Below are 22,088 nucleotides of genomic sequence, written 5' to 3' on the forward strand. Positions count from 1 at the left end.
ATACGGAGACTTTCTCATGAGCGAAACGGCCACCTGGCAGCCGAGCGCATCCATCCCCAATTTGTTAAAACGCGCCGCCATCATGGCGGAAATTCGGCGCTTCTTCGCCGACCGCGGCGTTCTGGAGGTGGAAACACCCTGCATGAGCCAGGCGACGGTAACCGATATTCATCTGGTGCCGTTTGAAACCCGTTTCGTCGGTCCAGGCCACTCTCAGGGCATGAACCTGTACCTGATGACCAGTCCGGAATATCACATGAAACGCCTGCTGGCGGCGGGCTGTGGCCCGGTGTTCCAGCTGTGCCGCAGTTTCCGTAATGAAGAGATGGGGCGTCACCACAACCCGGAATTCACCATGCTGGAGTGGTATCGTCCACACTACGACATGTACCGCCTGATGAATGAAGTGGATGACCTGTTGCAGCAGGTGCTGGAATGCGGCGCCGCAGAAAGCCTTTCTTATCAACAGGCTTTCCAGCGCCATCTGGATATCGATCCGCTGTCTGCGGACAAAGCGCAGCTGCGTGAAGCGGCGGCGAAGCTCGACCTGAGCAACATCGCCGACAAAGAAGAAGACCGGGACACGCTGTTGCAGCTGCTGTTCGCCATGGGCGTAGAGCCGCAGATTGGGAAAGACAAGCCAACCTTCGTGTACCACTTCCCGGCAAGCCAGGCTTCTCTGGCGCAGATCAGCACCGAAGATCACCGCGTGGCGGAGCGCTTTGAGGTGTACTTTAAAGGCATCGAGCTGGCGAACGGTTTCCACGAGCTGACCGACGCCCGTGAACAGCAGCAACGTTTCGAGCAGGATAACCGCAAACGCGCGGCGCTTGGCCTGCCGCAGCAGCCGGTGGACATGAATCTACTGGCAGCGCTGGAGGCCGGAATGCCGGACAGCTCCGGCGTGGCGTTGGGCGTTGATCGCCTGATCATGCTCGCGCTGGGGGCAGAGAGCCTCGCAGAGGTCCTGGCCTTTACGGTGGACCGCGCTTAACGTGAAAAAATGGCCCCTTCAGGGGCCATTTTTTTAGCCCTTCGTCACGGGCATCTTCAGCACTTCATCCGTGGTTTTAATCTCTGCAAACACGTCCGCTACGCCCGCCAGCGCCGCTTCCTGCAGCACTTTATGATCGACAACTTTGTTATCCCAGGTCGCAAGGTCACGCGTGGCCGTGGCATCTTCAGGAATAATCACCTGATAACCCAGCGGAACCGCATCACGAGCGGTCGAAGAGACGCACATGTGGGTCATCAGGCCGGTGATGACCAGCTGCTTGATCCCTTTGGCTTTTAGCTGGCTGTCGAGCGTGGTGCCCACAAACGAGCTTGGCGTTTCTTTGGTAATGACATAGTCAGCCTTTGTTGGCTGCAGGTCTGTATGGAACTCGGCAAAGCGGCTGCCTTTGGCAAACAGCGGGCCGTTCGCAGGGCCAAGGTGCTGCACGAAGTAAACCGGCATCCCTTCTTTATGGGCAAAGCTCACCAGTCGTTTAGCGTTATCCAGCGCTTTTTTTCCCTCTGGAATGGGCATTTTCCCGCTGAAATATTCGTTCTGGAAATCAATGACAACGAGCGCCGTGGTTTTGGCATCCAGCGTGCGGGTTTTCTCTGCACCACTCATGGTACGGATAGTCGGGGCCCGTTCGGCGGTTTTGGTTTCTGCCTGCAGGCTCAGGCTGGCGGCGGCCATTGACAGGGCTAAGGTGCTACTGGCAATTAATTTTCTCATTTCGCTCTTCCTTGGGTATGTTACTTAGGTGGCGCGGTCTGCGCCGTGGACGAGATAAAGTTTGCCGCGCTAGCCGGATTGAAAATAGCCATCGTGATACCCAAAAACGAGCGTATTGCGCCAAATTGTCGGAGGCAGGATGTCAGCGATTAAAATAGGGATTGTCGTGTTTCCTGACATCATTCCTTTTCACCTCTCGGTGCCCTGTGCGGTGTTTGAAAAAGCCGTCGATGCGGCGGGCCTGCCTTATTATCAGCTTGCGGTATGCGCGACGCAGCCGGGGCCGTTGAGAACTAATGCCGGTTTTACTATAGCCGCTGAACACAGCCTGACGGCGCTGGACGAGATGGACATGGTTATTGTGCCGAGCTGGAGCGATCCCGCCATAGCGCCTCCCGCTGAGCTGCTGGTTGCCCTAAAACGTGCCCATTGCCGTGGCGCAAAAGTGGTGGGGTTGTGCATGGGCGCGTTTGTGCTGGCGGCCTGCGGACTGCTTGATGGCCGCCCGGCGACCACCCACTGGAACTGGATGCAGGCTTTCAGCCAACTTTACCCCTCCGTCGCCCTTGACCGAAACGTACTTTATGTCGATGAAGGTGATGTGGTGACCTCGGCGGGGACGGCGGCCAGTATTGATTGCTGCCTGCATCTGGTCCGGCAACAGTGCGGTGCCGAAGTGGCTAACCACGTTGCTCGCCTGCTGGTGGTGCCCCCGCAGCGGCAGGGCGGGCAGGCGCAGTTTATCGAGCAGCCGGTGTATAACACCCACGGCGGGGATCGCTTTATGCAGACGCTCGGCTGGGCGACGCAAAATCTGCAGGAGGCCATTTCGGTTGATGTACTGACGAGCAGAGCCTGCATGAGCCGCCGGACATTTACCCGCCGCTTCCAGCAAACGACCGGCACAACCGTCACGCAGTGGCTGCTTAATCAGCGCCTGGCGCTGGCGCAGCGCTTTCTGGAAAAAACCGATCAGCCGGTGGAGCAGGTGGCGATGGCGTCTGGTTTTAGCTCCGCGCTTTCGCTGCGCAGGCATTTTCAGCAGCAGTTTAAAACCACCCCTTCGCTGTACCGGAAGGCATTTCAGATCAAAGGGAAGTAGCCCGTCGCCAGGTTATTTCTCCGCCTGCATTTGGTAAACTACGCGTCATGCTAACGATAAAACGAATTACCGACCGCAGCTCCCCGTATTTTGAAAGCGTGGATGAGCTGTATGAAAGCGCTTTTCCACGTCACGAAAAACGCCAGCCAGCCGCAAAGGTCAGCGCGCTTACTCACCCCAATTACAGCCTGCAGGCCTGGTTTGACGGCGAGCAGTTTGTGGGCATGATCGGCGCGTGGGATTTTGGCGACTACGCCTATATTGAGCACCTCGCCGTGAACGGCCAACTGCGTGCGCAGGGCTATGGCAAGCGAATGCTAAGCCAGTTTTTGCAGCTCTACCCACAAACCATCCTCGAAATCGATCCGCTCACCACCGAGATTGCCCATAAGCGGCTGCGTTTTTACCAAAGCCTCGGTTTCTGTGAAAACGACTATTCGCATTTCCACCCGACATACCATGCGGACATTCCCGATCATCATCTGATTGTATTGAGCTATCCCCAGCCCATCGGTGAAGCCCGGTATGGTCGCTTTTTTGACGATCTCTGCCGCGTCGTGATGGAACGCTCACTTTAATTCGAACGTTTTTAAAGTACCCGATGGGCTTTTACCACCGGGTGCTGATGTATTTTTACCAGGACTTGATTGATGGATATCACCACGCTGTTTCTTTACGTCATCGCCGTTAGCGCGGTTATGGTGACGCCCGGCCCGTCGATGCTTTTGGCGCTGAATAACGGGGCAACTTACGGGATGCGTATTGCGGGCTACGGTTTTCTCGGTGCGGTACTGGCCGACCTGCTGCTGATTGGCGCGGTAGGCTGTGGGCTGGGGGCGTTGTTGCAGGCGTCCGAGCAGCTGTTTGCGGTGGTGAAGTGGGGCGGTGCGCTTTACCTGGTGTATCTGGCTTTCGTGCTGTGGCGCGCGCCTGCTAAGGCGCTGAGCGTGAGCGCTTCGGCGGCGGTCGCGACCGGCAAAACGGCTTTTTTACGTTCGCTGATGGTCGGCTTATCCAACCCGAAAGGTCTGCTGTTCTTCTCGGCCTTTTTACCGCAGTTCATTCGCCCGCAGGAGCCGGTAGCGATGCAGTATATGATTCTGGCGCTGGTTAGCGCGATTATCGACTGCATTATGATGACGATTTACGCCTGGGGTGGCCGCCACGCGATGCGTAAGTTCTCTGCCAACGTTATGCGCTGGGTGAACCGCAGCTGTGCGGGAATGCTCGCCGTGCTGGCGGTAGGCGTGGCGCTATATCGGCGCAGTAATTTGACCTGAAAAAGGCCAGAAGAAATTGAGCGCTGGCCGGGGAGAACCCCAGGCCAGCGCTAGCGTCTTAGCTTTCTTGTTCTTCGGCGAGTTCGCGAAGGTAAGAGAAGATCTGACGGTAAGACTTAGGCGGCTTATTGGCCGCTTTTTCTTTTTGCGCATTGCGGATCAGCACGCGCAGCTGCTGGCGGTCAGCCTGCGGATAGAGTCTCAGGACTTCACTCATCGCATCATCGCCTTCTTCAACGAGGCGGTCACGCAAAGCTTCCAGCTTGTGGAACAGAGAAACCTGCTGGTTGTGGCGGTTCTTCAGCTTGTCGAGCGCCTGGCGGATCGGATCCATGTCGCGGGATCGCATCATCTTGCCGATCAGCTGTACCTGGCGGCGGCGGCCTTCCTTCTTGATGCGCTGCGCCAGCTCAATGGCGGCACGTAAATCATCGTCGAGCGGGATTTTTTCCAGGGCGTTTTTGCCCAGTTCCATCAGCTCAACGCCGAGGCGTTTTAGCTCTTCGGCGTCGCGCTTAATCTCACTTTTACTGACCCAGATAATTTCATCATCTTCGTCTTCATTTTCATCATCGGGCACGTCGTCGAGCCAGTCTTCGGGCTGCTTGGTCATATTAGGCTCCTTAAAAAAGTTGACGCGGATATTACCAGCAATGGGCCTGCACTGCGAAATTGTTCTGATCCTGTTAGACTTGAACGACTCACCTTACATTATGGCAGTAGCGATGAAAGTAAACACGCAAGTAGCACAACAACGTCAGGTTCTGGAGCAGGCGGTTTCACAGGCGCTGGAGCTGGCAAAGGGCAAGTCAGACGGCGCGGAAGTGGCGGTCAGTAAAACTACCGGTATCAGCGTCAGCACCCGCTACGGTGAGGTGGAGAATGTCGAATTCAACAGTGATGGTGCGCTGGGCATCACCGTTTATCACCAAAACCGCAAGGGCAGCGCCTCATCCACCGACCTGAGCCCGGACGCGATAGCGCGTACCGTACAGGCCGCGCTGGACATCGCCCGCTATACCTCGCCGGATCCTTATGCTGGCGTGGCGGATAAAGAACTGCTGGCCTTTGATGCGCCGGATCTGGATCTCTTCCACCCAACGGAAATTGACCCCGAGCGTGCCATTGAGCTTGCCGCCCGAGCGGAAAATGCGTCTCTGAACGTGGACAAACGTATCACCAATACCGAAGGCGGCAGCTTTAACAGCCATTACGGCATCAAGGTTTTCGGTAACAGCCACGGCATGCTGCAGAGCTACTGCTCCACCCGTCATTCTCTTTCGAGCTGCGTAATCGCCGAAGAAAACGGTGATATGGAGCGGGATTATGCCTACACCATCGGTCGGGCGATGGAAGACCTGAAATCGCCAGAATGGGTAGGGGCCGACTGCGCGCGCCGCACATTGTCACGTTTGTCTCCGCGGAAACTCTCCACAATGAAAGCGCCGGTGATTTTCGCCAATGAAGTGGCGACCGGGCTGTTCGGTCATCTTGTGGGCGCGATTGCCGGCGGCGCGGTGTACCGCAAATCGACGTTCCTGCTGGATTCCCTCGGCAAGCAAATCCTGCCGGACTGGCTGACCATTGAAGAACATCCGCACCTGCTGAAAGGCCTGGCCTCCACGCCGTTCGACAGCGAAGGCGTGCGTACAGAGCGTCGCGACATCATCAAAGACGGCGTGCTGCAGCAGTGGCTGCTGACCAACTATTCCGCGCGTAAGCTTGGGCTGAAAAGCACCGGTCATGCGGGCGGGATCCACAACTGGCGCATTGCGGGCCAGGGCCTTGGCTTTGAGGAAATGCTGAAACAGATGGGCACCGGGCTGGTGGTAACCGAGCTGATGGGGCAGGGCGTGAGCGGCATTACCGGCGACTATTCTCGCGGAGCGGCAGGCTTCTGGGTTGAGAACGGTGAGATCCAATATCCGGTGAGCGAAATCACCATCGCCGGCAACCTGAAGGACATGTGGCGCGAGATAGTTACTATTGGCAACGATATAGAAACACGTAGCAACATTCAGTGTGGTTCAGTCTTACTTCCGGAGATGAAGATAGCCGGTCAGTAAAGCAATGTGGCGCGCCCTGCCGCGCCTACCTCTAAAAAATACTCTAAATAATTCGAGTTACAGCCAGGCCGCAAGAGAGTAAATCCCCAGGAGCTTACTTGGGTAAGTGACTGGGGTGAGCCAAAGCAGCCAACACCGCTGTAGCTTGAAGTATGACGAGTAGAAAAAAGATAAGGTGAGTGAATGCGTAAGCAACTGATTGCAATGTTAGCCGTATCATCCGTGTTACTGTCCGGCGCTGCGTTTGCCAAAGACGTTGGCGACGACATGGACATTATCGCGAAAAACTACAAGACCGTCCTGAGTACCAAAGACGCCGCCGAGCTGAAAACTTCGCTGGGCAATATGCGTGCAGCGGCTCTGGATGCGCAGAAAGGCACGCCGCCAAAGCTGGAAAATGAAGCCGCCGACAGCGCCAACATGAAAGAGTACCGCCACGGGTTTGATATCCTCGTGGGCCAGATTGACGGTGCGCTGAAGTTGGCCAACGAAGGCAAAGTGACAGAAGCTCAGGCTGCTGCCGCTGACTTCAAAACCACCCGCGATACCTACCACAAGAAGTTTCGCTAAGATTTAAAAACGGGCGGGTTAATCCCGCCCTTTCTCTTTACCGCAGTGCTCCCACCACCTGCTCCAGCGCAGCAATATCGTTATTGCTCAGCAGAGGCTGAATAGCCTGAAAGTGCTCGTCGCTTAGCTGATAAATTTGCAGCTTCAGCAGTCGCTCAATCACCTCGGGTTCGAAACGCAGGGCGATAGGTTTGGCCGGGTTGCCGCCGACGACGCTGTAAGGCGCGACGTCTTTCGTTACCACGCTGCCTGCGGCGATAATCGCGCCTTCACCAATGGTCACGCCGGGCATAATCATCGCTCTCATACCTATCCAGCATCCGTCTGAGAGCGTGGTGTCGCCTTTGGCGCGGTAAGCGTCCGGGATGGTTTCGATAAAAGGATAAAGGGAGAACCAGTCGCCGCGGTGCGTGTGGTTGCCGCCCATCAGAATCACCGCCTCGGCGGCGATACAGACGTAATCACCTACCCATAGCTGGTCAAGTTTGCCAATGGGGGGCCACTCCCGGCTCACCGCGTCACCCTGCAGGTAGCGCACCACGCTTCGTTCAAAACCGTTATCCCAGCAGTCGCTGTAATAACTGTGCCGGCCTTTGATATGAATATTGGGATTGGTCACCGTTTCGTGCAGGTACTCGACCTGGGACCAGTGTTTTTCAGTCTTTGACATGTTTTTTCTCACAACAAAAATGTGCCCACGGAACAACGTTCCGTTTCAATCTGCAGACGGGAATCTGTGTGAGCGCGCTAAGCGATGCAAGGCTGTTTCAGCAAGGGATTGCTGAGCGGTGTAGTGAGTGACATGGCATTAAAACTCATATTTAAGACCCGCCAACCTTAACACCACGAGCCGCAGAGTAAACTTTTTTCCTCTTTGTTCGTCATAAGCAACGCCAATGATGACGGTAAAACAGTCCTCTCATCACACTTTCCAACAAAAAACGCCGCTGGAAAAGCGGCCTTTTATCACTCAGTTATGTGAGCTAATTCACGGTAAGCCAGCGGAAAAGCGCCATTCCGTGGCGTTATGTGGAACAGATCACTATTGCCGCCGCGATTTCCACTTCGAAGTGGAAAACAACTCGCTACAAACCTTTCTCCCCGCCAGGTAGCTTAAAAAACAGATTAGTTAACGAGGTACCCAGGGTGAATAACGGAGCGGTAATGGTTAATGAAGCCGAGGAATTAACGGCGCGTATTCAGGATTTTATTTACGCGCTGTTCAAAAGTAAGCACATCACGCCTAACGCGGTACAGGAACAAATGCTGGCCTCTCACGTTAAGGCAATGATTCATCGCTCTCTGACCGGAGAGCCGTTACCAGAAGTGGAAGAGAGCTTGTTCGAGGAGATCTCCGCGGAGTCGATGGAAATGGCACAGGCGGTGGTCGATCAGTTCGGAAATCTGCCGGTAGAAGAAGCGTGGTTGCTGTCAGTACATTTCGAAGTGGCGAAAGACAATCTTTGAATAATCAGGAGAAAACAATGGAACAAATTACCGTAGTCATTGGTGACCGTCTGGGCAAAGGCCAGAAAGTTGCAGCAGGGATCGAAAAAGCGGGCGGTCGCGCCGTGGTTATTCCAGGCGTCGCCGCCGACATGAAGCTGGGTGACGTGATGAAAGCAGAAAATGCCACCTTTGGTATTTCCTTCTGTGGCAGCGGCGGCGCAGGCGCCATCACTGCACAAACCAAACACGGCTACAAAGCCAAGTACGGGATGCGCTCCGTTGATGAAGGCGTAACCGCGATTAACGAAGGCAACAACGTGCTTGGCTTTGGCTTTATGGACAAAGAAGAGCTGGGTGAGCGCCTGGTGCAGGCGTGGAACAAGAAGTACGGCAGTTAAGTATGAAAGAAAAATTCGCTACCACGGTGCGAGTTAGCGGGCGCGGCGATACCAAAGCCAAAGCCTTTTCCGACGCCCTGAACCACGTTCAGGGCACGGTGCTCAAATCCACCAACCACATTCTTCTGCGCATTGAGCCACAGGACGTGCAGGTTGTTCAGGCGCAGGTCAGGGTGCGCAAAGAAGCTTTTCTGTTCTTCTTCCTGCGCCGGGAAAGGCGGAGCTACAGCGTGGAGCTGGATGTTTCCGTCAACGTGACGGCTCTTAACCTCGATGAGGTGGATTTCGTCTCTAATTAATTCAAACATTTATACCCAATTAGCTGGTGGTGTAGCTAACGCGGCTACGGCGACAGATAAGCAGGGTAGAAAAGGGCAGACTCATGTTCTTAATTATATTAATAAAATCACTCATTATCGGCGGCCTCGTCGGTGTGGGCGTTGGTGCCGGGGCCGCCCGTATGTTCCATGCGCCAACCTCACAGGGCATGGGCGCATTTCGTACACTCGGCGAACTGAACTCCTGCGAAGGGGACCCGGCTTCTCACTTCTCCTTTGGGCTTGGCTTCTTCTTTAACGCCTGGGCATCTTCCGTGGCGGCGGGGGCATTCACTCAGGACGTTGACCACCGCATCATCCCTAACTGGGGCGCGGCGGCACTGATGGTGAAGAACCGTAACGTGGCGGAAACCCTCCACGACCCGAAAAAAATGGCGATCGCCTGCGGCGTCATCGGCATGATCGTGGTGGCGTTCCTGAACTCTACGGCTTCTGCGGTGCCGGCGGCGCTTCAGGTAACGGCAGTCAAAGTGCTGGTACCCGCGGCTAACCTGCTGGTGAACACCGTGATGCCGGTTATTTTCTGGCTGGCGGCTATCGACGCAGGTAAAAAATCCGGCTTCTGGGCAACGATTTTCGGCGGCGCAGCGCAGCTGATCATGGGCAACGCCGTGCCGGGTCTGGTACTGGGTATCCTGATTGGTAAAGGCGTTGAAGAGAGCGGCTGGCACCGCGTCACCAAAGTGATGATGACGGCTATCGTGGCCCTGTTTGTGCTGAGTGCCTTCTTCCGCGGGTTCGACATGAAGATGATCGAGTCTTTCCACATGACCGTGCCGAACTGGCTGGATCTGCTGCATAACTCGCTGAGCGGCAAATAAGGGGATAACGCATGGAACAGAATAAAGGCTTTTGGTACGCGGACTGGTCATTCCCGATCTTTGTCGGCCTGCTCTCCTCCGGCGTATTTGCCGGGACACACATGTACTACCTGTACGGCATTGGCGCCTTTAACGAAGTGGCCTTCGTGGCGATGCTGAAGTCCGGGATTGATACCGGCGTTTACGGCGCTGTGGCGGCGTTCGGCGCCAGCTTCCTGTTTGCCCGCATCATTGAAGGTTCCCTGGTGGGGATCCTGGATATCGGCGGGGCGATTCAAACCGGCGTGGGCCTCGGCGTTCCGGCACTGCTGCTGGGGGCGGGCTTTGTCTTCCCGGTAGCAAACTTTGCGGCATCGCTGGTAACCGGCCTGGTGATTGGCCTCGCCATTGGTTACATCATCATTCTGGCGCGTAAGTTCACCATCAATCAGAGCGATTCGACCTACGGGGCGGACGTCATGATGGGCGCGGGTAACGCCTCCGGCCGCTTCCTCGGGCCGTTGATTATCCTCAGCGCCATGACGGCTTCGATTCCTATCGGCACCGGTTCGCTGATTGGATCTCTGCTGTTTTACCTCTGGGGCAAACCGATCACCGGCGGGGCTATCCTGGGGGCAATGATTTTAGGCTCCATTTTCCCGGTAGCGTTGTAAGCAGTATTTCCAGGGCGGACGGGCTGCGGCTCGCCCGCCAGTTAAGGAGAAAAATATGTTTGACCTGATCCTGCGCCAGGCGCGGCTGGTGGACGATACCGTGATCGATATCGCCCTGAAGGACGGCAAAATTGCCGCCTTAGGCAAGATAACCGGCGAGGCAACTGAAGAACGCCAGCTGAACGGTGGGTACTACGTCAGCGCCGGCTGGATTGACTCCCACGTTCACTGTTACCCCAAGTCCCCTATCTACCACGACGAACCTGATAGCGTAGGTATTGATACCGGTGTGACCACGGTGGTCGACGCCGGCAGTACCGGTGCCGATGATGTCGACGATTTCTATCAAATCACCCGCAGCGCAGTGACGGAAGTTTATGCGTTGCTGAACATCTCCCGCGTGGGGCTGATTGCCCAGAACGAACTGTCCAATATGGCGAATATCGACGCTGACGCGGTGCGCGGCGCGGTGAAACGCCACCCGGATTTCATTGTAGGCTTAAAAGCACGCATGAGCAGCAGCGTGGTGGGCGACAACGGCATCACGCCGCTGGTGCGCGCCAAAGCTATTCAGAAAGAAAACGGTGATTTGCCGCTGATGGTGCACATCGGCAACAACCCGCCGGATCTCGATGAGGTGGCCGAACTGCTGACCAGCGGCGATATCATCACCCACTGCTACAACGGCAAGCCAAACCGCATTCTCAACCCGGCCGGGCAACTGAGAGCCTCCGTGGCGCAGGCGCTTCAGCGCGGGGTGCGTCTGGATGTAGGGCACGGCACTGCTAGCTTCAGTTTTGACGTGGCGCGTGTCGCTATTCAGCAGGGCATTCTGCCGCACAGCATCAGTTCGGATATTTATTGCCGCAACCGCATCAGCGGCCCGGTGCACTCACTCGGCGCAGTGATGTCGAAATTCCTCTCCATTGGCCTGTCATTGTCTCAGGTGATCGACTGCGTGACCGCTCACGCTGCGGATGGACTACGTCTGAAAAACAAAGGTCGTCTGGCCGTGGGGCTGGATGGCGATCTGACCGTCTTTGAGCTGCGCCGTCAGCCAACGATATTTACCGATGCAGAGCAGCAAACGCTGACGGGAGACCAGGCGCTGGTGGCGCTGGCCGCTGTGCGCGCCGGGAAATGGTTTACTACCGAACAAGGGAAAGCTGAACATGTCTTCGATCTATGAAAAATACAATTTAAAGCAGGTAATTAACGCATCTGGCCGCATGACCGCTCTCGGCGTGTCTACGCCTCGCCCGGAAGTGGTGGACGCGGTCACCACCGGCATGAATCACTACTTCGAAATGAAGGATCTGGTGAACAAGACCGGTGCCTACATTGCCGGCCTGCTCGACGTTGAAGCGGCGACCGTGGTGTCTTGTGCATCCGCAGGGATAGCCCAGTCCGTAGCCGCTGTGCTGGTGAAAGACAACCAATGGCTGATCGAGAACCTGCATGCCGTACCGCTGGAGAACAACGAGATTGTGCTGCCTAAAGGCCACAACGTTAACTTCGGCGCACCCGTTGGCACGATGGTGAACCTGGGCGGCGGCAAAATCGTTGAAGCGGGCTACGCCAACGAATGTTCGGCGGACCAGCTGGCTGCAGCCATTTCTCCGCGCACGGCGGCCATTCTGTATATCAAATCCCACCATTCGGTGCAGAAGAGCATGCTCAGCGTAGAGCAGGCCGTGGTGGTGGCGCGTAAACACAATCTGCCGCTGATCGTTGACGCTGCCGCAGAAGAGGATTTGCAGGACTATTACCGCTCCGGGGCCGACCTGGTGATTTACAGCGGAGCGAAGGCTATCGAAGGCCCAACCAGCGGGCTGGTGATCGGCAAAGAGCAGTACGTCGAGTGGGTGAAGCTGCAAACCGGTGGCATCGGGCGCGCAATGAAAGTCGGCAAAGAGGGCATCCTCGGCCTGACCTGCGCGATTGAACATTACCTGAGCGCGGCCAAAGAGAGCGGGGCCGAAATGGTCGCCAAAATGACGCCGTTTATCGATAGCCTGAACACCCTGAATGGCGTAACCGCCCGTGTAGTGTGGGATACCGCTGGTCGTGACATCGCCCGGAGCGAAATCAAGTTCGACGAAGCGACCGTCGGCATCAGCACCGGCGAGCTGGTCAGCGCGCTGAAGCAGGGCGAATACGCTATCTACTTCCGAGGCTACAAAGCCAACGAAGGCATTATTGAGGCGGATGTGCGCAGCGTAAGCGCGGCACAGCTGGAGATTATTTACCGCTGCATCAAAGCGCTGGTAAGCAAGGAGAAATAAGCATGAAACTGACCCCGAATTTTTACCACGACCGCGTGTGTCTGAACGTCCTGGCCGGCTCGAAAGAGAACGCCAAAGAGATTTACCAGGCGGCGGAAGGCCATGTGCTGGTCGGCGTGTTATCTAAAAACTACCCGGACGTAGAAAGCGCGGTTGCCGACATGCGTGATTACGCGGCGCTTATCGACAACGCGCTGTCCGTTGGCCTTGGCGCAGGCGATCCGAACCAATCTGCAATGGTGAGCGAAATTTCCGGCCAGATTCAGCCTCAGCACGTCAATCAGGTGTTTACCGGCGTGGGCACCAGCCGCGCGCTGCTTGGCCAAAGCGATAGCGTAGTTAACGGCCTGGTCTCACCGACCGGTACCGTTGGGATGGTAAAAATCTCCACCGGCCCGTTAAGTTCCGGCGTGCAGGATGGCATCGTGCCGGTCGAAACCGCGATTGCGCTGCTGAAGGATATGGGCGGCAGCTCAATCAAATATTTCCCGATGGGCGGGCTGGACTGCCGCGAAGAGTACCAGGCTGTAGCGGAAGCATGCGCGAAGCATGACTTCTGGCTGGAGCCGACCGGCGGCATCGATCTCGAAAACTACGAGGAGATCCTGAAGATTGCGCTGGATGCTGGCGTCAGCAAAGTGATCCCACATATTTACAGCTCAATTATCGACAAGGCCAGCGGGAATACTCGCCCGGCGGATGTTGCCACGCTGTTGGCGATGACGAAGAAGCTGGTGAGATAAAGCACCCGCTGTTTCCCTCTCTTCCCTGTAGGGAGAGGGGGAAAAGAAAGAGCCCCTCTCCTTTTTAGGGCGAGGGGGACGATGAGGGTATAATCCTCATCAACCACACTTTGAGGACAAACGCATGTCTGCACGCACTCTGCTTGTTGCTTCATTTGCCTTACTCGCCGCCGGCAACAGCGCGGCACAAAGTCACTACGCCTGGGTCGGTACCTACAACCCGAACGGCGAAGGGCTTTACCGCTTCCAGGTTGACGCCAAAACCGGCGCGCTTAGCGAGAAAACGCTGGTCAGTTCGCTACCGAACGCCGCGCAGCTTACCGCATCGCCGGACGGGAAGACGCTGTACGTGGCCAGCGAAGCCGAGAAAGGCGTGGTGGCGGCATTGCGTGTGGGCGATGACGGGAGTGTGACCGAGCTGAACCAGGTCTCTTCCGGGGGCGCTGGCCCGGTCTATTTGTCCCTGACGCCGCAGGGCAAGCACCTGCTGGTGGCTAACTATGTGAGCGGTTCAATCGCCGTGCTGCCGGTTAACCCCGACGGCAGTCTGCAGGAAGCCAGCGATAAGCATCAGGACAGCGGCGAGCCGGGAGCGGCAAAACCTGAAGCCGCGGTAGAAGGCAGCTTCGCCGCCAGCGATCATAACGGTCCGCATGCCCATATGATCGCCGGCGATCCGAGCGGCAAGTTTGTCTTCTCCACCGATCTTGGCCTGGATAGGATCTACCAGTATCGCTTTGATCAAAACAAAGGCGTGCTGGAGCCGAACGATCCGCCGTTTATCGCCGCCTCCTCAAAAGGCGCGGGGCCACGCCACTTTGTCTTTGCCGCAGACGGCGCGAGCCTGTGGTTGATTAACGAAGAAGCTTCTACGCTTACCCACTACAAGCTCGACCGTGAGAAAGGCACGCTGACGGAAGGGAAGACAGTCTCTTCGCTGCCAAAAGGCTATAAGGGCACTAGCTTTGCGGCGGGCCTGGTGCTGAGCCACGACGGTAAGCAACTTTATGTGGCCAATCGCCTGCATAACAGCATTGCACATTTCAGCGTGGGCGCTGACGGCGAGCTTACGCATCAGGACGATATCTGGACGCGAGGCGACTATCCACGCGGCCTGACGCTGGACAGTACCGGCAGACACCTTTATGCCCTGAACCAGCGCAGCGACAATATCACTCGCTTCAGCGTGGCTCCTGGCAGCGGTAAATTAACCTTTATCGAGGATTATACGGCGGTGGGAAGCCCGTCCCAGATGGTCTTCACCCCGTTTAAGTAAAGCAGGACGGGGCGTTTTAGCGCCCCGATAACCAAAGGAAACGGTAGTGAGATTCCCCAATCAACGGCTGGCTCAGCTTTTTGAGATGCTGCAAAACGAAACGCTGCCCCAGGATGAACTGGCGCGGCGTTTGTCCGTTTCTACTCGTACGGTTCGGGCCGATATCACGGCGCTAAATGCGCTGATGTCAGGTTTCGGGGCTCAGTTTACGCTTACCCGCGGCGCGGGCTACCAGTTGAATATTGAGGATGCCGATCGTTACGGCGAGCTGGTTCAGCACCGTCCGCGCCAGCTTCGTATCCCGCGTACTTCGCCAGAGCGTGTGCATTACCTGGTGGTGCGTTTCTTGACGGCGGCATTTTCACTGAAGCTGGAAGATTTAGCCGAAGAGTGGTTTGTCAGCCGGGCCACGCTGCAAAGCGATATGGCCGAAGTGCGAGAGTGGTTTAACCGCTATCACCTGACCATTGAGACGCGCCCGCGTCACGGCATGAAGCTGTTCGGCAGCGAAACGGCTATCCGCACCTGCCTGACTGACCTGCTGTGGCAGCTAACCTTAGAGGACAGCGAAAACCCGCTGCTCACGGAAGAAGTGCTGAACGCGGGTGTACCAGAGCAGCTTGTGGGCTTACTGCATGACTGCTTTACCCGCTGTCACATTCGCCTCACCGATGAGGGCGAGCAGTTTATCCGTCTTTATTGTTCGGTGGCGGTTCGCCGCATCAGCGAGGGCTATCCACTGCCGGAATTCACGGCGGATAACGTTGATGCCCAGGTGAAAGAGGCGGCCAGACAGATTGCCGCTCTCCTTCAGCAACTGGCGGGCAAGCCGCTTTCAGAGGCCGAAGAGCAATGGCTGCAGGTGCATATCGCTTCGCGGCAGGTGCAGGAGGTTGCGCCGAGCGCGATTAGCGCCGACGATGATGAGGCGCTGGTCAACTACATCCTGCGCTACATCAATACCCACTATAACTACAACCTGCTTGGCGACGAGCAGCTGCACGCCGACCTGCTCACCCACATCAAGACGATGATCACCCGGGTACGCTATCAGATAAACATTCCGAATCCTTTGCTGGCCAATATTAAGCAGCATTACCCACTGGCTTATGACATGACGCTGGCGGCAGTCTCAAGCTGGGGGAAATATACCCCGTACGCCATCAGTGAAAATGAAATCGGTTTTCTGGTGCTGCACATCGGCGTGGGTCTGGAACGCCATTACAACATCGGCTACCAGCGCCATCCTCGCGTGCTGCTGGTTTGCGACACCGGGAATTCGACGGTGCGTATGCTGCAGGCCATGCTGTTACGTAAATATCCGCAGGTGGAAGTGACCAACATTATCTCCCTGCGCGACTACGAACAGCTCGAAACAGTGGACGAGGACTTCGTGATTAGCACGGCGCGTATCAGCGAGAAAGAAAAGCCGGTTGTAGTGATGGCGCCGTTCCCGACGGACTATCAGCTCGAACAGCTTGGCAAGCTGGTGCTGGTGGACAGGACTCGGCCTTACATGCTGGAAAAATTCTTTGATGCCGGCCATTTCCGCATTATCGACCAGCCAATGACTCAGCAGCAGCTGTTCCTGACGCTCTGCGAGCAACTGGAACGGGAAGGCGTGGTGGCTTCAGATTTTCACCCGTCGGTGGTAGAGCGTGAAGCCATTGTCAGCACCATGCTTGGCGAAGGCATTGCGCTGCCGCACTCGCTGGGCCTGCTGGCGAAAAAAACGGTGGTTTACACCGTGCTGGCTCCGCATGGTATCAGCTGGGGTGATGAGACGGCGTATGTCATCTTCTTGCTCGCGATTAGCAAAAGCGAATACGAAGAGGCGATGGCGATTTACGACCTGTTTGTGACGTTCCTGCGCGAGCGGGCGATGGTCCGGCTGCGTGAAAGCAAGGATTTTGACAGTTTTAAAGCGGTGGCGATGGAGTGCCTGAGTAAGCTGTAAATGTAGTTGACTCTCACCCAGGCCCTCCCCCTGATGGGGAGAGGGTAGGGTGAAGGGCCGTTATTTCAGAATGGTGAACGCGGTGGTTACGTGCTTCACGCCGCTAACTCGGCTGGCAATATCCGCTGCGGCTTTACCTTCACGTTCGGTCACCAGGCCGAGCAGGAACACTTCGCCATTCTCGGTGGTGACTTTCACGTTCGATGATTTCACCTGGTCGCTGGTGAGCAACTGAGAGCGAACTTTTGTGGTGATCCACGTATCGCTCGACGCTACACCCAGGCCGACCGGAGCCATAATTCGAATCTCGTTATAGACTTCGGTTGCGCCGTCTACGCCCAGCGCAATCTGCTTAGCACGGGAAGCGAGGTCCGGGTTAGGGGACTGGCCAGCCAGCAGGACTTTGCCCTGGTAAGCTGTCACGTTTATACGTGCTTCTTTCTTGATCTGCTCATCCTTGTTGAGCGCACTGTTCACGCGTAATTCAAGCGTGCCGTCATCAACCTGAGTCCCGACTGTACGTGGGTCGGTCGCGGTTTTTGTCGCCACGGCGGCGCTTCCCACAACAACGGCACCGACGCAGCCCTGCAGCAACAGCGCGGAAATAAGAACTGCGAGTGGCGTAATGGCCTTCATGTTCATTCCTTCTCCTTTCTCAAAATTAGCTATTAGCCATCCTGGTGGGGAAATAGCGTATTGTCGATCAGATCGCATAAACAGTTCACCGTCAGCATATGCATCTCCTGGATGCGGGCGCTGCGATGAGAAGGGATTCGGATTTCAACATCCTGTGGCCCCAACAGTCCTGCCAGTTCGCCGCCGTCATAGCCCGTCAGCGCGACGATGGTCATGTCGCGGGTGACAGCGGCCTCAACCGCTTTGACAATATCACGGCTATTACCTCGGGTGGAAATTGCCAGCAAAACGTCCCCAGCGTGGCCCAGCGCACGAACCTGCTTGGCATAAACTTCTTCATGCAGACGGTCGTTAGCGATCGCGGTTAAGACCACATTATCTGCATTAAGTGCAATGGCCGGTAAACTAGGGCGTTCCGTTTCAAAACGATTGATCATGCTGGCAGCAAAATGCTGTGCGTTGGCGGCGGAGGTGCCATTGCCACAACAGAGGATTTTGTTGCCGTTCAGCAAAGACTGAACCAGCGTCATCGCGGCACGGGAGATGGCATCCGGCAGGGCTTCCGCTGCGGCAATCTGAGTTTGAATACTTTCCGTGAAGCAGACTTTGATTCTTTCGAGCACGTTGATTCTACCTGGAGTTTTTTAGATATCGGCGGCAAACGCGTTGGTCAGCCACGCTATTTCATTGCCGGTGAAAGCTAACACATCGAACCGGCAATCTACAGTATCAAAACTTTTACCTTTGCCGCTAAGCCAAACCTGGGCGGCATGCAACAGGCGCAACTGCTTGCTGCGCGTCACACTGGCGGCGGCTCCGCCAAACTTATCGTTCCGCCGGAAACGCACTTCTACGAAGACGACAACCTGCTGCTGTTGCATTATGAGGTCGATTTCGCCGCCGCGAACATGGACGTTCGCGGCCACGAAGCGCAGTCCCTGGCGCTCAAGATAGCGACGCGCCTGCTGTTCATAGCGCGCGCCGCGTTGCCTGCGGCTCAGGATACCGGAACGATCTGGCCCTGACTGAACTGCAGCCAATTTAACTTCCTGTTAATGACGCAGTCCTGGCTGGCGGTCAACTGCCCGGTGTTGCCGTTGACCTGGTAGCCCGGCACCTGGCGTATCTGCGAGAAGTGGCTTGCCAGCGTCCAGGCGTCAACGCCCATGGCATAAAGGCGTGCCAGCGAGTAGTCATTGTTGACGCGGCTTAACGCCTGCTGCATCAGCTGCGGATTGCCGCCGGAAAGCATCGGGATTTCACTAAACTGCAACCCTTCCATTTCCAGGCGATAGTCCGGGCCGTTCACGCCCTGCGAGCTGCGCGAGCTGGCATACAGCTGGGCGCCGCTGCGGCTGCCGGTACGCATCGCAATCATCGGTTTGATCAGCGCCACTTCTTCAGACGTTGCGATGATGTAGACCGCATCGACGTTGCCGCTGCTGCCTGCGGTAATTTGTGCATCAGTAGGCGCTGCGGGAATGGTCAGCCCGCCAATGGTCACGCCCGGAGGCGTATTGGACGGGGTGCTGACCGGGGTACCGGTCAGGGCGATGCCGGAACCGCTGTTAATCCCGCGCTTCAGGTCGCTCACTGAGCCAAATTTCTGCTGCAGTACCAGACCGCCGCCAAGCTTCTGCCATTCGGTGGCAAAGGCTTTCGCTACGCGGTCACCCAGGGCGTTAGCCGGGATCAGCATCAGCGGATTACGATGGCTTTGTTGCCAGATGTGGTCCGCGGCGTCGCGGGCTTCATCTTCTGGAGAAAGTGCGAAATAGCAGATGTTAGGGCGGCTTTGCACGTTTTCAGGCTGGTTAAGCGCCAGAATATTTAACGGGCTGTTGGTGCTGGCCAACTGGTCAACATTGTTTTTTAGCAGCGGGCCAACGACCAGCGTGGCACCGTCCTGCTCGGCCTGAGCCAGAACCTGAGAGAGCGGCTGGCTGCTGGTGTCGTAGATTTTAATTTCCGCTGTCGGGTTCGCGGCAGCGGATGGCGCAGTTTGCACGTCTGACTGGGCTGCAGGCGCTGCGGTTTGTGTTGTTGCGGCCTGTGCCTTCTGGTCCGTCAGGTCGCTGACCGATGCGCTTGCCGGGCTCACTGCCGCATTAGGATCTGCGGGTGCCTGGGACTCTTGGGGCTGAGGCTGTTCTTGAGGTGGAGCAGCCTGTTGTTGTGCATTAGGATCTACGGGCTGAGCCGCAGGCTGAACGGCGGCAACCGGCGCGACGCCGTTGTTTTTCGCCGCTTCAAACCCTTGCTCAATAGCGCGGCCAAACACCGCTGCCTGGCCGTTGAGCGGCAGCAGAAGGGCGATTTTACCGGTTGAGGCGGGTTTGAAGTTTTGAACATTCACCAACTGAGTCGGCAGCGTTTTTGCACCAGGATTATTCGGGTAGCGCTTTTGCCAGTCCTGAATCCCGGCTTTCAACATGTTAGGATCGTTACGGTTGTCGCTCCAGACGTGCTGCAGATCCAGCCATCCCTGCAGGGTATTTTCGTCGGCGTTAATCACCAGGCTGTTCATTTGCTCCGGGGAAAACTGCGACAGAACCTGCCAGGTACCATCAATGTTTTTCTGATGGGCATCGCCTTTCAGCAGCGGTTCCTGAGCAATGTATGCGCGCAGCAGCGCTAAAGACGGGCGTCCCTGAGAAGCGTCAATCACAGCCTGGTAATAACGGCTCTGTTGGCCCTTGTCGAGTGCGCTCGGGTCAATCTTTTCCAGCAGGGCGGATGCGGCGCTGAAATCTTTCTGCGCAATCTTCACTTCCGGCACCAGCAGTTGCTGTTCACGAGCTTGAGCATCGTTGAGCTGCTGCGGCAGTTGGTTATACAACGCCACGGCCTGCTGAGGTTTGCCTTCCTTTAGCAGGGAACGAATGGCGAGTAATTGCCAGTTGGTCTTGCTATCATCTGCACTTTGCTGCATTTGCTGCAGATAGTAAGCGGACCCGGCGGTGGTGTCGCCCTGCAGCAGCGTGGCGGACTGATCCGGCGCCTGCGTTGAGCAGCCGGCAAACATGAGTGCCGCGAGCAACACAGGCAGGCAGCGCCCGGCTTTTGAACGATTCAAGGTTGAGGGTAGCATTCTGTATCCAGTGGTTTTATTTCCCAATGTACAATATTAAATCGGCAATACGGATGAAACAATGAAACAACACGAAACGGCGGCGATTTCAGCCAGTACGCTCTACATCGTCCCGACGCCTATCGGCAACCTCGGGGATATCACCCAGCGGGCCCTCTCTGTGTTGCAAAGCGTTGATCTGATTGCCGCAGAAGATACCCGTCATACCGGACTTTTGCTGCAGCATTTTGCGATTAATGCGCGACTCTTCGCACTTCACGATCACAATGAGCAACAAAAAGCTGAAACGCTACTGGCGAAGCTGCAGGAAGGCCAAAGCATTGCGCTGGTGTCCGACGCCGGTACGCCGCTGATAAACGACCCGGGTTACCACCTTGTACGTACCTGCCGAGAAGCGGGTATTCGCGTTGTGCCGTTGCCTGGCCCATGCGCGGCCATTGCTGCGCTCAGCGCCGCCGGTCTGCCGTCTGACCGTTTTTGCTATGAAGGTTTTCTGCCTGCAAAATCAAAAGGCCGTCGCGATGCGCTGAAAGCGATTGAGCAGGAGCCGAGAACGCTGATTTTCTATGAATCCACCCACCGCCTGCTCGATAGCCTCGACGATATCTGCACGGTGCTGGGTGAATCCCGCTACGTGGTGCTGGCGCGCGAGCTGACCAAAACCTGGGAGTCGATTCACGGGGCGCCCGTTGGCGAACTACTGGCATGGGTGAAAGAAGATGAAAATCGCCGTAAAGGCGAAATGGTACTGATTGTTGAGGGCTTTAAGGCCCAGAGTGACGATGAGCTACCCGCTGAGGCGCTGCGTACGCTGGCGCTGCTGCAGGCCGAATTGCCGCTGAAAAAGGCCGCTGCTCTGGCCGCTGAAATTCACGGCGTGAAAAAGAATGCCTTATATAAATATGCGTTAGAAAACGGCGAGAAGTAGTTTTCTCGAGCCGGCCTCTGGTTTTCACACCGCAACGCGGTTAGCGTTTAAAAAACGAACTCCCTGGTGTTAATTTATGCATGACTGAATGACTTTAAGGGAGTCAAAGTTTATGCCGGTATTGATACCAGGAGATTCGAACATGGTCGTGATGCCTTTTTCCTACAGCACGTCGGCGGGGAAACGTTCTTTCGAGGGAATTGAAGCGCTGACGTTTGCCGGTCGGCATTTCCTTATCATTTTTGACAGGTTGACCCCAAGGGCTGCAATCATTTAGGCCGAGTCAGAAGTGAATGGGAACGATCTCCGACACACCGTAGTGGCCATGCTGGAACTCAAAAATCAAAAGGCGATTGGCGATAACGTTATTTCTGTGGATCGTTTTTGAGAGGATCAACGTGTTTTGCAGGTGGAAGGTGTCTGCGTCAAGAAGCCGCTCCAGGAAGCTGGTTTCGCTACACAGCTCTACGGGGTGCTAGTCCTCAAGTGTGGCGTGATTTTAATGAGCGATACTGTTCACTATGCAGGGGTTAGGCGCTTTGGCAGAAAATAGCCAGAAACTCTGCCCAACTTTCCGTTTTTGTTTTGGATTCTGATTCTGGACGATCCTACCCTTTTGATGGCACGAAGGTCGCCTACGGCGGTACCCGCATTCCGGAGGATAAAATCTGGAGCACGCATCCTGATACAGAGCAGTTTGGCATTGTGCTGATTGCCGAAGATAAAAGACGTGTTGCTGCGCTCATATCCGATCAATAAACCGGGT

At 56.2% G+C, this 22,088-nt stretch carries 24 protein-coding genes and 1 pseudogene; 18 read left to right on the forward strand and 7 right to left on the reverse strand.

What is annotated here, in order from left to right:
- Nucleotides 1-16: 16 nt before the first annotated feature.
- On the forward strand, nt 17-994 hold the full coding sequence (locus VW41_01385) for a poxB regulator PoxA (GenBank protein AJZ87792.1): 978 nt from the start codon (nt 17-19) through the stop codon (nt 992-994).
- Nucleotides 995-1,027: 33 nt separating this feature from the next.
- On the opposite strand, the gene VW41_01390 is transcribed toward VW41_01385, so the two are convergent.
- A complete protein-coding gene (locus VW41_01390) occupies nt 1,028-1,729 on the reverse strand; it encodes a cysteine hydrolase (GenBank protein AJZ87793.1) in 702 nt (233 codons plus the stop codon).
- Between the two features lie 139 nt (nt 1,730-1,868).
- On the opposite strand from VW41_01390, the gene VW41_01395 reads away from it, so the two are divergent.
- From VW41_01395 to VW41_01405, 3 genes are all read left to right on the forward strand, one after another.
- The gene (locus VW41_01395) at nt 1,869-2,831 is read left to right on the forward strand and encodes an AraC family transcriptional regulator (GenBank protein ID AJZ87794.1); all 963 of its coding nucleotides are present in this window, start codon (nt 1,869-1,871) and stop codon (nt 2,829-2,831) included.
- A gap of 47 nt (nt 2,832-2,878) precedes the next feature.
- Nucleotides 2,879-3,409, forward strand: coding sequence for an acyltransferase (locus VW41_01400; protein AJZ87795.1), 531 nt, complete (start codon nt 2,879-2,881; stop codon nt 3,407-3,409).
- A 72-nt stretch (nt 3,410-3,481) separates the two neighbouring features.
- The gene (locus VW41_01405) at nt 3,482-4,111 is read left to right on the forward strand and encodes a lysine transporter LysE (protein AJZ87796.1); all 630 of its coding nucleotides are present in this window, start codon (nt 3,482-3,484) and stop codon (nt 4,109-4,111) included.
- A gap of 58 nt (nt 4,112-4,169) precedes the next feature.
- Here the strand turns inward: VW41_01405 and VW41_01410 are convergent, their stop codons facing one another.
- Nucleotides 4,170-4,724 (reverse strand): hypothetical protein, encoded by a 555-nt coding sequence (locus tag VW41_01410; GenBank protein ID AJZ87797.1) that lies wholly within the window; start codon nt 4,722-4,724, stop codon nt 4,170-4,172.
- 100 nt (nt 4,725-4,824) lie between these two features.
- On the opposite strand from VW41_01410, the gene pmbA reads away from it, so the two are divergent.
- The gene (gene pmbA, locus VW41_01415; GenBank protein AJZ91817.1) at nt 4,825-6,177 is read left to right on the forward strand and encodes a peptidase PmbA; all 1,353 of its coding nucleotides are present in this window, start codon (nt 4,825-4,827) and stop codon (nt 6,175-6,177) included.
- 183 nt (nt 6,178-6,360) lie between these two features.
- The gene (locus VW41_01420) at nt 6,361-6,747 is read left to right on the forward strand and encodes a cytochrome b562 (GenBank protein AJZ87798.1); all 387 of its coding nucleotides are present in this window, start codon (nt 6,361-6,363) and stop codon (nt 6,745-6,747) included.
- 37 nt (nt 6,748-6,784) lie between these two features.
- On the opposite strand, the gene VW41_01425 is transcribed toward VW41_01420, so the two are convergent.
- Nucleotides 6,785-7,417 carry an antibiotic acetyltransferase gene (locus tag VW41_01425; GenBank protein ID AJZ87799.1) on the reverse strand — a complete coding sequence of 211 codons (633 nt, stop codon included), beginning with the start codon at nt 7,415-7,417 and terminating at the stop codon, nt 6,785-6,787.
- A gap of 494 nt (nt 7,418-7,911) precedes the next feature.
- On the opposite strand from VW41_01425, the gene VW41_01430 reads away from it, so the two are divergent.
- The 10 genes from VW41_01430 to VW41_01475 all read left to right on the forward strand — a co-directional run bounded on the left by VW41_01430 (nt 7,912) and on the right by VW41_01475 (nt 16,667).
- Nucleotides 7,912-8,214, forward strand: a complete 303-nt coding sequence (locus VW41_01430) for a glycine dehydrogenase (GenBank protein AJZ87800.1) — start codon at nt 7,912-7,914, stop codon at nt 8,212-8,214.
- 17 nt (nt 8,215-8,231) lie between these two features.
- Nucleotides 8,232-8,594: a hypothetical protein gene (locus tag VW41_01435; protein ID AJZ87801.1), complete on the forward strand. Its 363-nt coding sequence runs from the start codon at nt 8,232-8,234 to the stop codon at nt 8,592-8,594.
- Nucleotides 8,595-8,596: 2 nt separating this feature from the next.
- Entirely contained in the window at nt 8,597-8,893 is a 297-nt protein-coding gene (locus VW41_01440; GenBank protein AJZ87802.1) for a cytoplasmic protein, read from the forward strand.
- Nucleotides 8,894-8,976: 83 nt separating this feature from the next.
- Nucleotides 8,977-9,753: a membrane protein gene (locus VW41_01445; protein ID AJZ87803.1), complete on the forward strand. Its 777-nt coding sequence runs from the start codon at nt 8,977-8,979 to the stop codon at nt 9,751-9,753.
- An 11-nt stretch (nt 9,754-9,764) separates the two neighbouring features.
- Nucleotides 9,765-10,406 carry a membrane protein gene (locus tag VW41_01450; protein ID AJZ87804.1) on the forward strand — a complete coding sequence of 214 codons (642 nt, stop codon included), beginning with the start codon at nt 9,765-9,767 and terminating at the stop codon, nt 10,404-10,406.
- Between the two features lie 55 nt (nt 10,407-10,461).
- Entirely contained in the window at nt 10,462-11,595 is a 1,134-nt protein-coding gene (locus VW41_01455; GenBank protein ID AJZ87805.1) for a dihydroorotase, read from the forward strand.
- Nucleotides 11,579-12,691, forward strand: coding sequence for an L-seryl-tRNA selenium transferase (locus VW41_01460; GenBank protein AJZ87806.1), 1,113 nt, complete (start codon nt 11,579-11,581; stop codon nt 12,689-12,691). Before VW41_01455 ends, VW41_01460 begins: the two co-directional genes overlap by 17 nt.
- A 2-nt stretch (nt 12,692-12,693) precedes the next feature.
- Nucleotides 12,694-13,434, forward strand: a complete 741-nt coding sequence (locus VW41_01465; GenBank protein AJZ87807.1) for a 2-dehydro-3-deoxyphosphooctonate aldolase — start codon at nt 12,694-12,696, stop codon at nt 13,432-13,434.
- A 124-nt stretch (nt 13,435-13,558) separates the two neighbouring features.
- The gene (locus VW41_01470) at nt 13,559-14,710 is read left to right on the forward strand and encodes a 6-phosphogluconolactonase (protein ID AJZ87808.1); all 1,152 of its coding nucleotides are present in this window, start codon (nt 13,559-13,561) and stop codon (nt 14,708-14,710) included.
- Nucleotides 14,711-14,756: 46 nt separating this feature from the next.
- A complete protein-coding gene (locus tag VW41_01475; GenBank protein ID AJZ87809.1) occupies nt 14,757-16,667 on the forward strand; it encodes a transcription antiterminator BglG in 1,911 nt (636 codons plus the stop codon).
- Between the two features lie 60 nt (nt 16,668-16,727).
- Here the strand turns inward: VW41_01475 and VW41_01480 are convergent, their stop codons facing one another.
- From VW41_01480 to VW41_01495, 4 genes are read right to left on the reverse strand one after another with little or no spacing between them, the layout of a single operon-like run.
- A complete protein-coding gene (locus VW41_01480) occupies nt 16,728-17,303 on the reverse strand; it encodes a membrane protein (protein AJZ91818.1) in 576 nt (191 codons plus the stop codon).
- 32 nt (nt 17,304-17,335) lie between these two features.
- Complete coding sequence (locus VW41_01485) at nt 17,336-17,926, reverse strand: DnaA initiator-associating protein DiaA (protein ID AJZ87810.1); 591 nt, start codon at nt 17,924-17,926, stop codon at nt 17,336-17,338.
- Between the two features lie 21 nt (nt 17,927-17,947).
- Complete coding sequence (locus tag VW41_01490; GenBank protein ID AJZ87811.1) at nt 17,948-18,343, reverse strand: hypothetical protein; 396 nt, start codon at nt 18,341-18,343, stop codon at nt 17,948-17,950.
- Nucleotides 18,301-20,394, reverse strand: a complete 2,094-nt coding sequence (locus VW41_01495; protein ID AJZ87812.1) for a penicillin-binding protein — start codon at nt 20,392-20,394, stop codon at nt 18,301-18,303. Before VW41_01495 ends, VW41_01490 begins: the two co-directional genes overlap by 43 nt.
- Nucleotides 20,395-20,455: 61 nt before the next feature.
- Between VW41_01495 and VW41_01500 the strand changes: the two genes are divergently transcribed.
- Entirely contained in the window at nt 20,456-21,322 is an 867-nt protein-coding gene (locus VW41_01500; GenBank protein ID AJZ87813.1) for a 16S rRNA methyltransferase, read from the forward strand.
- A gap of 142 nt (nt 21,323-21,464) precedes the next feature.
- Nucleotides 21,465-22,081, forward strand: a pseudogene (locus VW41_01505) (hypothetical protein).
- Nucleotides 22,082-22,088 lie beyond the last annotated feature (7 nt).

Origin of the sequence: Klebsiella michiganensis (assembly GCA_000963575.1) — a bacterium.
Taxonomy (GTDB): Bacteria; Pseudomonadota; Gammaproteobacteria; order Enterobacterales; family Enterobacteriaceae; genus Cedecea; species Cedecea michiganensis_A.